At 60.4% G+C, this 12,949-nt stretch carries 11 protein-coding genes and 6 pseudogenes; 14 read left to right on the forward strand and 3 right to left on the reverse strand.

All coding sequences use genetic code 11. From position 1 onward, the window contains the following. Window positions 1-13: 13 nt before the first annotated feature. Window positions 14-916, reverse strand: a pseudogene (locus Amn_RS31835) (IS91 family transposase); the annotation flags it as partial. On the opposite strand from Amn_RS31835, the pseudogene Amn_RS31840 reads away from it, so the two are divergent. The 10 genes and pseudogenes from Amn_RS31840 to Amn_RS31885 all read left to right on the forward strand — a co-directional run. Further along, window positions 905-1,675, forward strand: a pseudogene (locus Amn_RS31840) (IS110 family RNA-guided transposase); the annotation flags it as partial. The pseudogenes Amn_RS31835 and Amn_RS31840 sit on opposite strands and share 12 nt — an antisense overlap. A gap of 306 nt (window positions 1,676-1,981) precedes the next feature. Beyond that, window positions 1,982-2,683 carry an IS6 family transposase gene (locus Amn_RS31845; RefSeq protein WP_199202433.1) on the forward strand — a complete coding sequence of 234 codons (702 nt, stop codon included), beginning with the start codon at window positions 1,982-1,984 and terminating at the stop codon, window positions 2,681-2,683. Between the two features lie 302 nt (window positions 2,684-2,985). After that, the gene (locus Amn_RS31850; protein ID WP_199202518.1) at window positions 2,986-3,486 is read left to right on the forward strand and encodes a hypothetical protein; all 501 of its coding nucleotides are present in this window, start codon (window positions 2,986-2,988) and stop codon (window positions 3,484-3,486) included. A gap of 128 nt (window positions 3,487-3,614) precedes the next feature. Further along, complete coding sequence (locus Amn_RS31855; protein ID WP_199202503.1) at window positions 3,615-4,079, forward strand: phasin; 465 nt, start codon at window positions 3,615-3,617, stop codon at window positions 4,077-4,079. A 105-nt stretch (window positions 4,080-4,184) separates the two neighbouring features. Continuing rightward, window positions 4,185-4,928, forward strand: a complete 744-nt coding sequence (locus Amn_RS31860) for a class I SAM-dependent methyltransferase (RefSeq protein WP_202367958.1) — start codon at window positions 4,185-4,187, stop codon at window positions 4,926-4,928. Further along, complete coding sequence (locus Amn_RS31865; protein ID WP_199202516.1) at window positions 4,925-5,602, forward strand: sugar transferase; 678 nt, start codon at window positions 4,925-4,927, stop codon at window positions 5,600-5,602. The genes Amn_RS31860 and Amn_RS31865 overlap by 4 nt, the downstream gene beginning before the upstream one ends. 452 nt (window positions 5,603-6,054) lie before the next feature. Then, entirely contained in the window at window positions 6,055-6,555 is a 501-nt protein-coding gene (locus tag Amn_RS31870; protein ID WP_199202518.1) for a hypothetical protein, read from the forward strand. Between the two features lie 128 nt (window positions 6,556-6,683). Further along, complete coding sequence (locus Amn_RS31875; RefSeq protein WP_199202503.1) at window positions 6,684-7,148, forward strand: phasin; 465 nt, start codon at window positions 6,684-6,686, stop codon at window positions 7,146-7,148. Window positions 7,149-7,253: 105 nt separating this feature from the next. Further along, window positions 7,254-7,997: a class I SAM-dependent methyltransferase gene (locus tag Amn_RS31880; protein ID WP_202367958.1), complete on the forward strand. Its 744-nt coding sequence runs from the start codon at window positions 7,254-7,256 to the stop codon at window positions 7,995-7,997. After that, window positions 7,994-8,671 carry a sugar transferase gene (locus Amn_RS31885; protein WP_199202516.1) on the forward strand — a complete coding sequence of 226 codons (678 nt, stop codon included), beginning with the start codon at window positions 7,994-7,996 and terminating at the stop codon, window positions 8,669-8,671. Before Amn_RS31880 ends, Amn_RS31885 begins: the two co-directional genes overlap by 4 nt. Window positions 8,672-8,891: 220 nt before the next feature. Here the strand turns inward: Amn_RS31885 and Amn_RS31890 are convergent. Further along, a pseudogene (locus Amn_RS31890) lies at window positions 8,892-10,233 on the reverse strand (IS1380 family transposase). 221 nt (window positions 10,234-10,454) lie between these two features. On the opposite strand from Amn_RS31890, the gene Amn_RS31895 reads away from it, so the two are divergent. Continuing rightward, the gene (locus tag Amn_RS31895) at window positions 10,455-11,972 is read left to right on the forward strand and encodes a transposase (protein ID WP_286299711.1); all 1,518 of its coding nucleotides are present in this window, start codon (window positions 10,455-10,457) and stop codon (window positions 11,970-11,972) included. A 130-nt stretch (window positions 11,973-12,102) separates the two neighbouring features. Beyond that, window positions 12,103-12,317: pseudogene (locus Amn_RS31900) on the forward strand (IS630 family transposase); the annotation flags it as partial. Between the two features lie 38 nt (window positions 12,318-12,355). Here Amn_RS31900 and Amn_RS31905 read toward each other — a convergent pair. Further along, a pseudogene (locus Amn_RS31905) lies at window positions 12,356-12,511 on the reverse strand (IS630 family transposase); the annotation flags it as partial. Between Amn_RS31905 and Amn_RS32785 the strand changes: the two are divergent. Both Amn_RS32785 and Amn_RS31915 read left to right on the forward strand, forming a co-directional pair. Next, the gene (locus Amn_RS32785) at window positions 12,453-12,614 is read left to right on the forward strand and encodes a hypothetical protein (protein ID WP_502874787.1); all 162 of its coding nucleotides are present in this window, start codon (window positions 12,453-12,455) and stop codon (window positions 12,612-12,614) included. The pseudogene Amn_RS31905 and the gene Amn_RS32785 overlap by 59 nt on opposite strands. A 79-nt stretch (window positions 12,615-12,693) precedes the next feature. Next, window positions 12,694-12,936, forward strand: a pseudogene (locus tag Amn_RS31915) (IS110 family transposase); the annotation flags it as partial. Between the last annotated feature and the right edge of the window lie 13 nt (window positions 12,937-12,949).

Raw genomic sequence — 12,949 nt, forward strand, 5'->3', positions numbered from 1 at the left:
GGATTGTCGGAGTTCATGATGTATCGCACCAGAAAGATGATGGCCGGGGCGGCGAAACAGGCGCAACAGTGATCCCTGTCCTGTGCATGGGACGCCGGCAGTCAGGGCATTCGTAGGACTGCCTGTGCTGTGATTTGCCGGCCTGCTGCTGCCCGCCTGCTGGTGATGGCTGGTCGAGGAGCTGCCTGCAGAGACCGATCCGATCCCGTCGGTGGCTATTGGCGAGAAAGCCGAAGTGACGCATGCGGTGGAAGCCGGCGGGAAGCACGTGAAGAAGAAAGCGCCGGATGAACTCGCGCGGGTCAAGGCGCATGATCTTCTCGCGGTCCCGACCATTGCCACGGTAATCCTTCCATCTGAAGGCAACATGGCCGTCATCGACCTCGACGATGCGGCTGTTGGCGATGGCAACACGATGGGTGTAACGGCCGAGATAGGCGAGCACCTGGTCAGGGCCGCCGAACGGTGGCTTCGAATAAACAACCCATTCGACGCGGCGAGCACGCGCGAGATGGCGGGTGAACGCCTCGTCGTCGTTGAGATGGCTGAGTTCGTTGGAGAAGCGGAGTTCACCGTGAGCGAAGACGTCGGCAAGGGCAGTCAGAAACAGCCGCCGAAACAGGCGCGACAGCACGCGCACGGGCAGAAAGAAGCCCGGCCGGCAAGCGACCCATCTTGACCTGCCGGGCGAGAGACCGCCGCCGGGCACGACGCAATGGACATGGGGATGATGGGTCATGGCCTGGCCCCAGGTGTGAAGCACGGCGACGATGCCGATCTCGGCGCCCAGCCGCTTGGGGTCGGCGGCAACGGCCTGCAGCGTCTGGGCTGCGATCCGCATCAGCAATGCATAGACGACCGCCTTGTTGTGAAAGGCGATCTCGGCGATGCCAGGTGGTAGCGTGAGCCTTACGTGAAGCGCGGGAAGACGGATGCCGCGGACGCCGCCGCGATCTGCGAAGCGGTGACACGTCCCTCCATGCGGTTTGTTTCTATCAAGAGCGAGGCCTGCTCATCGGTTCTGGTTCTTCACCGCACACGAGACTTTCTGGTTCGCCAGCGCACGCAGATTGGCAATGCGATCCGAGCCCACATGACGGAGTTCGGTGTCATAACGGCGAAAGGCGCTCAGAATGTCGGTCGCTTGCGTGAACAACTGGATCGGCTGCCGCAGGCGGCTCGGTTGCCCATAACCCTGCTCTTCGAACAGCTGGCCGAGACGAATGAGCGGATCGAACGGCTGACCGAAGAGATCAAAGAGACCCACGCGCAAAGCGAGACAAGCCAGCGTCTAGCCACAATCCCAGGTGTGGGGATGCTGTCGGCGACGATCATCGCGGCGACGACGCCGGATGTCGACAATTTCGGCAGCGCAAGGGACTATGCCGCCTGGCTCGGCCTCACTCCCAAGCCGCACTCCACCGGAGGCAAGCAGAGGGTGGGCCGGATCTCGAAGATGGGCAATCGTTATATCCGACGCTTGCTGTATCTGGGCGCCATGGCGCAGATCATGCTCAGATGCAGACTCAAGCGCGAACCGAGCTCGGACTGGCTATCGGGCATGCTGATGCGAAAGAAGACGAAGATCGTCGCCGTCGCTTTGGCGCATCGCATGGCACGAACAATATTCGCCGTCCTGAGGGACGGATCGCGTTACGAGCCGCAGTCAGCCTGACAGGCTCTCGGAATGGTCAGGGCAAAGTGAGGTGATGGCGAACAAACGGAGACGAAGAACCAGGACACCCCGATCAATCCGAAGCGCCTCGAGCGCGCTCGATTGAGTGGGACCTGTTCTCCAAGCGGATATTCATCAGGGCGCGCAGCGATCCCGTTGCACATTCAGACGCCGTATACATGGCCGCAACCGACCTGTTCACCAAACCCGATCCGATAACCCTTGACCCGCAGGAGCCATCCATACACGGGTTGAAGGGCATCGTCAACTTAACGAAGCTTGGATACCGATGTGCGATGACGGGCTATGACAGAGCGTGACCCACTCTACCGCCGCCACCGCTTTCCCGCCGAGATCATCGCCCATGCTGTCTGGCTCTATTTCCGTTTTCCTCTCAGTTTGCGAATGGTCGAGGACTTGCTGGCGGCACGAGGGATTATTGTCTCGCATCAGACAGTCCGGCTTTGGGCAGAGAAATTCGGGCGGACCTTTGCCAGCGAGATCCGCCGCCGCTCAGCGGGTCGGCTGGGTGACAAGTGGCATCTCGACGAGGCCGTCGTTTCGATCCGCGGCAAGAAGCACTGGCTCTGGCGCGCCGTCGATCAGGACGGTTTCGTCCTGGAGGTTCTGGTGCAAAGTCGTCGCAATGCCAAGGCGGCCAAGCGTCTGATGCGCAAGCTGTTGAAGGGCCAAGGCCGCGCGCCGCGCGTGATGATCACCGACAAGCTTCGGTCTTACGACGCTGCAAAGCGAGAGATCATGCCGGGGGTCGAACACCGTTCGCATAAAGGCTTGAACAATCGGGCGGAGAATTCCCATCAGCCAGTCCGGCGACGGGAACGGATCATGAAACGCTACAAGTCACAACGCCATTTGCAGCGCTTCGTCTCAATTCATGATCCGATTGCCAACCTGTTTCACATCCCCCGCCACGAAATCTCCTCCAGCCATCATCGCGAACTGCGTTCAGAGGCAATGAACCTGTGGGCAAAAATCGCGCGGGCTTGAACCGCCGTGGGGCAAGCGGGCTACGACCGCCTCGCGCTCTTTAAGTTTACGATGCCGGAAAACGAGCTTCGGAAGGTGCACCACACATCATCGGATTCTTGCGGAATTTGCTCCATAATTCCGCAATTATGCGACTATGGTGCTGCCAGATAGCGGGTGTTTTCCGCCTGCGGCCTGATCTGGGTTGCGGGCGCGCGGCGATATATGTCCGCTTCTTCAAAGATCGGCTTCCATGCCGCCCACCGGGAGGAAAACGGCGAGTACAAGGAATCCGGAGTGGCCAAGGCCGAGATTGGATCATATTGCCCCATCTCGGCCTGCGCATCGAAGCGATACGGTTCTTCACGATCGCTGGGCCGAATGATTTCCTTCTGTTGACGACGGAACAGGCTCGGGCACTCGGAATCGATGTCTTCGAACAGGACGGCTTGAAGGTCACGACGGTTGACATCTACGCGGGTCGATTCGTGTCTTACGGCATGCTCTGCTCACGTTGCGAAGGATTCCTGCTATTCGACAAAGGAATCGTCGAGCGGGAGACCTGGAAGCAATCAAGGCGGGCCAGCAGATCGCAGGGAACGACGCCTGGATTGATGTCTGGACGCCGATGCAACGCGCCGCGCTACGGCGATGGCGGTGTAGTAGTCGTCGTGCAGAATGGCGGACAAACTTGCGGCATCATCTTCAGCGACGATCCTTGTGACCACCGCCAGCTCCGGAAGCGTGATCCCTTTTGGCCTCCGGGTGAACAGCTCCAACATGCGCTTCGATTGCCGCAACAATCACGCGTGCCCCGAGCGTGATGTCGGACATACGACACAGCTGCATTCGAGACATCGTGTTGTTCCGAAACGATTTCCCCTTTTGGCACGGCATATGCATGTTCATTGTGTGCAGGTAACAAACCACCACCAACCAAAAGGATCCGGAAATGTCCAAGATCACAGACAAGTCTGGCCAAACCGCTGAAACCGACGAATTCCAGCCATTCGACCCCAGCAAGGCCACCGATCAGTTTCGCGCGGCCGCCGAAAAGGGCGTCGAGCAATCGAAAGAAGCGCTTGCCAAATTCCAGCTCGGCGCCGATGAGGCTAAGAAAGTGCTTAAGTCGACCTTTGAAACCGCTAGGTCAGTCGGCAACGAGGTGTCGCTGGCGACGATCGCCGCGCTGCGCGCCAATGTCGACGCCGACTTTTCGCATCTTCAAGCTCTAGCCGGCGCGAACTCGCTGTCCGAGGTAATTGAGCTGCAGACCACATTTCTACGCAAGCGCGTCGAAATGGGGCTCGAGCAGGCTAAGGATTTTCAAGCGCTCACTACCAAGGCGGTGACCGATATCTCCAAACCGGTCAAGGAGATCTTCGAGAAGACACTTTGGGACCTCAAGGCCGCCTGATAGCTCAAGCGCTGAAAATACCTGGGCGTCAGGCCGGTCTGACCTCCATATTGGGGGCGATGCCCAAGTCCAGTGGAGATGGTTCAAATTGCGGAGAACCAGCCCATGGCGTATCAAGAACGTCCCGAACGTGAACGCGACTTCCACAACAAGCGCTTCGGCGCTGTGGAAGAACGCAGGCAGGATTCGTTCTACTTCGCGGCCCAGCCTGCAACGGATGCCTACTGGCAGCTGCTGAGAGAAACAGCGCCGGGAAAGACTGCGCTCGAATATGGCTGCGCGGACGGCGAGAACAGCATTCGCCTAGCGCCCTTCGCCAAGAAGATAACCGGCATCGACATCTCCGACGTTGCCATCCAGAAGGCGAAGAACGAGGCGGCGCGCCGCAGGATCAATAATGTCGCGTTCCGGATCGACAATGCGGAAGAGATGAGCCTGCCCTCGGCGACGTTCGTGTTCGTGTTCGGCGCCGGCATTCTTCATCACCTCATCCTCGACAACGCACTTCGCGAGATCCACAGGGTGACGCGACCCAGCGGCAACGCGATCTTCTTCGAATCGCTCGGCCACAATCCGCTGATCAATATGTACCGCAACTGGACGCCCGAGGCCCGGACGATCGACGAGCACCCGCTTTTGAAGAGCGACTTCGACATCGTTCGCAAGCATTTTTCCAAATGCGACCTGCAATTCTTCGGGCTTTCCACGCTTGCATCGATCCCGTTCCGCAGGAGCGTTCTGGGCCGTACGGTGCGGGCCATCGGCAAGCAAGCCGACAATGTGCTACTGAAGGTGCCAGGGCTCCGGTGGCAGGCTTGGATCGCCGTGAGGGCTCTGGAGGCGTCATGAGGGACGTTGCCAAGTGGGCCACCGCGGGCTTTTCGCAGGCTGACATCGATTTCCCGCCGCCGATCGGCGGCTTGCTCAAACGCAGCTTCGATATCACCGGTTCACTGATTGGCTTGATCGCGCTCAGCCCGCTGTTTGTCGTGATCGCTCTGCTCGTCAAATTTTCCGACGGCGGCTCGATTTTCTACGGTCACAGGCGAATCGGGTACGGCGGACGGGTTTTTCCTTGCCTGAAGTTCCGCACCATGGTTCCCGATGGCGACAAGGTTCTGGCAGCCTATCTCGCCACCAACCCGGACGCCAACGCGGAATGGGCAGCAACCCGCAAGCTGAAGAACGATCCGCGCGTCACCCGGGTCGGAGCAGTCCTGAGGAAACTCAGCCTCGATGAGCTGCCACAGATCTTCAATATCCTGCAGGGCGACATGAGCCTTGTCGGACCTCGGCCGGTCGTGCGCGACGAACTCGAGATCTATGGCACCTCCGCAGTGTATTACCTGAAATCCCGCCCGGGCCTGACCGGCCTGTGGCAAGTCAGCGGCCGCAACGATGTGTCCTATGACAGCCGCGTCGCCTTCGACCGCCACTATGTTGAGAACTGGTCGCTGTTCGAGGACGTTCGCATCATCATCAATACCGTCCCGGCCGTGTGGATGTCGCGCGGCTCTTACTGACCAGCCGGTGGCCAATGCCAGATATTGGCGCCGGCCATTCGACGCAAGCTCATCGGGCGATGGGGCTAACGCCACGAAATCTCCTCCAGCCATCATCGCGAACTGCGTTCAGAGGCAATGAACCTGTGGGCAAAAATCGCGCGGGCTTGAACCGCCGTGGGGCAAGCGGGCTACGACCGCCTCGCGCTCTTTAAGTTTACGATGCCGGAAAACGAGCTTCGGAAGGTGCACCACACATCATCGGATTCTTGCGGAATTTGCTCCATAATTCCGCAATTATGCGACTATGGTGCTGCCAGATAGCGGGTGTTTTCCGCCTGCGGCCTGATCTGGGTTGCGGGCGCGCGGCGATATATGTCCGCTTCTTCAAAGATCGGCTTCCATGCCGCCCACCGGGAGGAAAACGGCGAGTACAAGGAATCCGGAGTGGCCAAGGCCGAGATTGGATCATATTGCCCCATCTCGGCCTGCGCATCGAAGCGATACGGTTCTTCACGATCGCTGGGCCGAATGATTTCCTTCTGTTGACGACGGAACAGGCTCGGGCACTCGGAATCGATGTCTTCGAACAGGACGGCTTGAAGGTCACGACGGTTGACATCTACGCGGGTCGATTCGTGTCTTACGGCATGCTCTGCTCACGTTGCGAAGGATTCCTGCTATTCGACAAAGGAATCGTCGAGCGGGAGACCTGGAAGCAATCAAGGCGGGCCAGCAGATCGCAGGGAACGACGCCTGGATTGATGTCTGGACGCCGATGCAACGCGCCGCGCTACGGCGATGGCGGTGTAGTAGTCGTCGTGCAGAATGGCGGACAAACTTGCGGCATCATCTTCAGCGACGATCCTTGTGACCACCGCCAGCTCCGGAAGCGTGATCCCTTTTGGCCTCCGGGTGAACAGCTCCAACATGCGCTTCGATTGCCGCAACAATCACGCGTGCCCCGAGCGTGATGTCGGACATACGACACAGCTGCATTCGAGACATCGTGTTGTTCCGAAACGATTTCCCCTTTTGGCACGGCATATGCATGTTCATTGTGTGCAGGTAACAAACCACCACCAACCAAAAGGATCCGGAAATGTCCAAGATCACAGACAAGTCTGGCCAAACCGCTGAAACCGACGAATTCCAGCCATTCGACCCCAGCAAGGCCACCGATCAGTTTCGCGCGGCCGCCGAAAAGGGCGTCGAGCAATCGAAAGAAGCGCTTGCCAAATTCCAGCTCGGCGCCGATGAGGCTAAGAAAGTGCTTAAGTCGACCTTTGAAACCGCTAGGTCAGTCGGCAACGAGGTGTCGCTGGCGACGATCGCCGCGCTGCGCGCCAATGTCGACGCCGACTTTTCGCATCTTCAAGCTCTAGCCGGCGCGAACTCGCTGTCCGAGGTAATTGAGCTGCAGACCACATTTCTACGCAAGCGCGTCGAAATGGGGCTCGAGCAGGCTAAGGATTTTCAAGCGCTCACTACCAAGGCGGTGACCGATATCTCCAAACCGGTCAAGGAGATCTTCGAGAAGACACTTTGGGACCTCAAGGCCGCCTGATAGCTCAAGCGCTGAAAATACCTGGGCGTCAGGCCGGTCTGACCTCCATATTGGGGGCGATGCCCAAGTCCAGTGGAGATGGTTCAAATTGCGGAGAACCAGCCCATGGCGTATCAAGAACGTCCCGAACGTGAACGCGACTTCCACAACAAGCGCTTCGGCGCTGTGGAAGAACGCAGGCAGGATTCGTTCTACTTCGCGGCCCAGCCTGCAACGGATGCCTACTGGCAGCTGCTGAGAGAAACAGCGCCGGGAAAGACTGCGCTCGAATATGGCTGCGCGGACGGCGAGAACAGCATTCGCCTAGCGCCCTTCGCCAAGAAGATAACCGGCATCGACATCTCCGACGTTGCCATCCAGAAGGCGAAGAACGAGGCGGCGCGCCGCAGGATCAATAATGTCGCGTTCCGGATCGACAATGCGGAAGAGATGAGCCTGCCCTCGGCGACGTTCGTGTTCGTGTTCGGCGCCGGCATTCTTCATCACCTCATCCTCGACAACGCACTTCGCGAGATCCACAGGGTGACGCGACCCAGCGGCAACGCGATCTTCTTCGAATCGCTCGGCCACAATCCGCTGATCAATATGTACCGCAACTGGACGCCCGAGGCCCGGACGATCGACGAGCACCCGCTTTTGAAGAGCGACTTCGACATCGTTCGCAAGCATTTTTCCAAATGCGACCTGCAATTCTTCGGGCTTTCCACGCTTGCATCGATCCCGTTCCGCAGGAGCGTTCTGGGCCGTACGGTGCGGGCCATCGGCAAGCAAGCCGACAATGTGCTACTGAAGGTGCCAGGGCTCCGGTGGCAGGCTTGGATCGCCGTGAGGGCTCTGGAGGCGTCATGAGGGACGTTGCCAAGTGGGCCACCGCGGGCTTTTCGCAGGCTGACATCGATTTCCCGCCGCCGATCGGCGGCTTGCTCAAACGCAGCTTCGATATCACCGGTTCACTGATTGGCTTGATCGCGCTCAGCCCGCTGTTTGTCGTGATCGCTCTGCTCGTCAAATTTTCCGACGGCGGCTCGATTTTCTACGGTCACAGGCGAATCGGGTACGGCGGACGGGTTTTTCCTTGCCTGAAGTTCCGCACCATGGTTCCCGATGGCGACAAGGTTCTGGCAGCCTATCTCGCCACCAACCCGGACGCCAACGCGGAATGGGCAGCAACCCGCAAGCTGAAGAACGATCCGCGCGTCACCCGGGTCGGAGCAGTCCTGAGGAAACTCAGCCTCGATGAGCTGCCACAGATCTTCAATATCCTGCAGGGCGACATGAGCCTTGTCGGACCTCGGCCGGTCGTGCGCGACGAACTCGAGATCTATGGCACCTCCGCAGTGTATTACCTGAAATCCCGCCCGGGCCTGACCGGCCTGTGGCAAGTCAGCGGCCGCAACGATGTGTCCTATGACAGCCGCGTCGCCTTCGACCGCCACTATGTTGAGAACTGGTCGCTGTTCGAGGACGTTCGCATCATCATCAATACCGTCCCGGCCGTGTGGATGTCGCGCGGCTCTTACTGACCAGCCGGTGGCCAATGCCAGATATTGGCGCCGGCCATTCGACGCAAGCTCATCGGGCGATGGGGCTAACCCGTCCTATTCATGAGCCTTGTGGTTCGAGCGCCGTTGAGCGTTCGGTCATGCAGGTGTGAGGCGTCTTTTTCACCGCAGCTGAGACTGGACTTTGGAACGCGCTGGAGGGTCAAGGTGTCGGTTCGGCGGGGCTTTGATGCCCCGGCGCTCATGGTCCTGCGGGCTGCAGCGTGAGAGCGATTTGTCGGAACAGGCTGGCCTCGGGACAGGCGGCGGCGAAGGCCAGGCGGATGCGCGAGACGGTTTCGATGACGCGGGCGCCGAGCTTGAGGAGCCTGAGCCGCAGCGTGGCGAACTCGGCGCTGCTGAGATGATCGGTTGTGGGCACCGCCTCGCGCAGGGTGAGCATCAGCCAGTATGCGGCGGTGTGCAGGACGAGGCGCACCTGGTTGGCAATCGGTGAGCGGCAGCTGGTGCGGTCGGAGGCAAGCTGGCTCTTGTGCATCTTGATCAGGTTTTCGGCCTGGCCGCGGGCGCAGTAGATCACGTCGTAGACATGCTCGGCGGAGGCTTTGTCGAGATTGGTGACGACGAAGCGGATGTCGAGGCCGCGGGTGGTTGCCTCGATGCGGGCGCAGACGCGACGTTGCGTCTTCCAGGATTTCGCCTTGTATCGGGTCTCGGCATAGCCGCGCAGCACCGGCTTTTGCTCGAGCGCGCGGCGGGTGCGGATATCGTCGGCGGCTTCATCAACGAGACGCTGGAGAACCTTGTTGCCGGGCAATCCGAAGAGGTAGTCGAGCGCATTGTTCTCGCACCAGGCCATGACCTCCGCCCGGCCATAGTGGCCGTCGCCGCGGACCAGGGCGGGTGGCCGGCCAGCGGGCGCGGATGCGCCTGACAAGCCGGCGCAGATGGCTGCGGATCTCCTTGCCCGTCGGGGTCTTGCCAGGACGCAGGATCATGGCGACCGGACGTCCGGTCGCGGCGTCATAGATGTGGATCGGCAGGAAGCAGCGCTCGTCGTAATGGGCGTTGAAGAGCGAGAGCTGCTGATGGCCGTGAACGACATCCACAGTGTCGTCGATGTCGAGCGTCACGCTTTTGGGCGGCGCGGCATAGCTCGACAGCCACAGATCGACCAGCACCCAGCCGAGCCGGATGACGGTGCGCAGGTCTGGCAGGTTCTCCAGGCGCGAGCAGGTCGGCTGCGAGCACAGATCAATCCCGCTGTCGGGCAGCCGCCCGCAGGCGAGCTTGAAGGCCGGATCGGTGCGCAGCCGATCGAGATCGTTGGCATCCTCGTAGCCGCATGCGATCGCAAAGATGCGGGCGCGCAGAATGTCGGCCATGGCGTGCGTCACCCGCTGTGGGTCGCGCGGATCGTGGATCGCAGCCGCCAGCCTGTCGGCCAGTTGCAGGCGTCGCTCGGCCGCGGCCAAAAGCATGACGCCACCATCCGAGGCGATGCGTCCGCCGTCAAACGCAGCTGTGATCTTCTTGCGCCCAACGGCTGGAAATGAGAGCGGCAGCAACGTATCGTCGGTCATGGCGGGTGTGGCTCGCGAGACGTGGTGGCAGGACTGGCTTAGACAACCGAATCCTACGCCAAATCAATCGCTTAGGCTACATCCGCCAACCTCTCAGACGGGTCGTTATAGCGCGACAATCTGGGAGAGAAGCCGCATTGCATCGCCTGAACTGCTCCCGGATGTTGGGCCGTTGCCTCATCTGATTTGCTCCCCGCAGTTTTGGGGCGGGAGCAAATCAGATGAGGCGGATAAGCATGGCGACGCGGGATGAGCTGGTGAAGGTGGTAGCGGAGCGCTACGCCCGAGGCGATCGGGCAGAGAAGTCGCGCATTCTCGATGAATTCGCGGCGGTAAGCGGTGTTCACCGCAAGCATGCCATGCGGTTGCTGCGGAATGGCCCACAGGCGCAGCGTTCGGGCCCGCGACCGGAGCGCCGGCTTTATGACGACGCGGTGCGTGAAGCGTTGATCGTGCTCTGGGAGGCTTCGGACCGTATCTGCGGCAAGCGTCTGAAGACCTTGATTCCGATTCTGGTGGAGGCGATGGAGCGTCATGGGCATCTTCATCTAACAGCAGAGATCCGCACCCGGTTATTAGCGATGAGCGCGGCCACGATCGATCGCGCTATTCGCGAGGTTCGAGACATCGCTGGTGGGCCGAGACGTCGTCGCAGCACAGCGCCCACCGCGCTCCGGCGCAGCGTTCCGATCCGAACCTTCTCCGACTGGCAGGATCCTCCGCCTGGCTTCGTCGAGGCCGACCTGGTGGCGCACAGTGGACCGACGACGCGGGGAAGCTTCATACAAACGCTTTGTCTTACCGACATCGCGAGCGGATGGACGGAATGCGCGCCCTTGCTGGTGCGTGAACAGAAGCTGTTGAGCGAAGTGCTGACAGAATTGCGGCGGCTCCTGCCATTTCAGCTTCTCGGATTCGACACGGACAATGACAGCGTGTTCCTGAACGAGACGATACGCGACTACTGTCTGGATGCCGGCATCGAGTTCACCCGCTGCCGTCCTTACCGCAAAAATGACCAGGCCTTCGTCGAACAGAAGAACGGCGCCGTGGTGCGACGCATTGTCGGGTATCGTCGGCTGGAGGGGCTTGAAGCCGCTGCTGCCCTTGCACAGCTCTATTCGACGGTTCGGCTGTTCGTGAACTTCTTCCAACCCTCCTTCAAGCTGGCCGGAAAGGAACGGGACGGCGCCCGCGTGCGCAAGCGCTATCACCCCGCGGCAACACCGTGCCAGCGACTGCTGGCAGATCCACGCACGCCTGAACCGGTTCGTGCCAGGCTTGCGCAAACACAGGCGAGGCTGGACCCGGTAAAGCTGCTGCAGGAGATGCGATCGGCGCAGCAGCGCCTCGTCGACATTGCCGATGAATCCTGCACGCCAGCGCTGGTGGTGAGCGATCCGGCGCTGGACCAGTTCCTGTCGGGTCTGCGGACGGCCTGGAAGGAGGGGGAAGTCAGCCCAACCGCAAGAGCCAGGCCGAGGCAAAAGCGAGGGCGTCGCCGACCGGATCCGCTCGTCAAGGTCACAGGCCAGTTGCGCGCGTGGTTCGACGAAGAGCCCTGGCGGACGAGCCGCGAATTACTGGTGCGTCTGCAGGCGGAGCAGCCGGGGCAATATCCTGATCCACTTCTGCGCACGCTGCAGCGCCGCTTGAAGATCTGGCGGAAGGAAAAGGCACACGCGATGGTGTTCGGCCCAATGCACGTGGAGCCGGCAATCGAGCCGATCGCGCATTGATCGAATCCTAGCCCAGGGGAACATTATGGTGAGGCAACGGAAAGATCGTTCGGGAGCATTCCAGGGTGAGGCAATACGCGCTCTCACGTTGATTGCCGCGCCGCAGGTCGTCGTGCATAAGACGGGCTAGATGGTGGAGCGGCTGGTCGCCGAGCAGTCGGTGCGGATCAGCCGCAGCGCCTTGAGCGCCTGGCTTCGCGGCCACGGGTGGACATTCAAAAAAAGTCTGCACATGCACTGGAGCAGGACCGCTTCGACATCCTGACGCGCCGTGCCTGGTTCGACGGCCAGCTTGATCTCGATCCGGCGAAGCTCATGTTCATCGATGAGAGTGTGCTGCAGAGCAGCGGAAGGAGTTCAACATGAACTAGAGCACGTCCTGTTTAATCCGGTTCATATCCTGCGGCCTTAAAGTAGTTGGCGCATTCGGCTGGCGTGAAGAGGTCGAGAAGCGGACCGACGGCGTCCCACAGAGCCTTGATGGTTCTCTCGGCCTTTGCTCGCAACAACGCCTTGAGCTTGGCGAAGGCGTTCTCGATAGAGGTCGAGAAGCGGACCGACGGCGTCCCACAGAGCCTTGATGGTTCTCTCGGCCTTTGCTCGCAACAACGCCTTGAGCTTGGCGAAGGCGTTCTCGATTGATGGTGTGGATGGCTCCTGCTCCCGGCGTCGCATTGCGCCATAGTCGGGATGTCATCGTCCCCTAGCAGAGGAGCCATCCATGTCCGAACTTGCCACGGTCGGTATCGACCTCGCAAAGACCATTTTCCAGATCCATGGTGTCGACGAGAGCGGCCGAGTTCTCGTGCGCTGCCAACTTCGCCGAAGCCAGTTGCTCGCGTTTTTCCAAAAGCGGCCGCGGTGCCTGATCGGCATGGAGGCCTGCGCGGGTTCACACGACTGGGGGCGCAAGCTTCAGGAGATGGGGCATGATGTCCGACTGATGCCGCCGTCTTATGTGAAGATTCCATGAGGAG

This window comes from Aminobacter sp. Y103A (genome assembly GCF_030294925.1).
In the GTDB taxonomy this organism is placed as follows: Bacteria; Pseudomonadota; Alphaproteobacteria; order Rhizobiales; family Rhizobiaceae; genus Aminobacter; species Aminobacter ciceronei.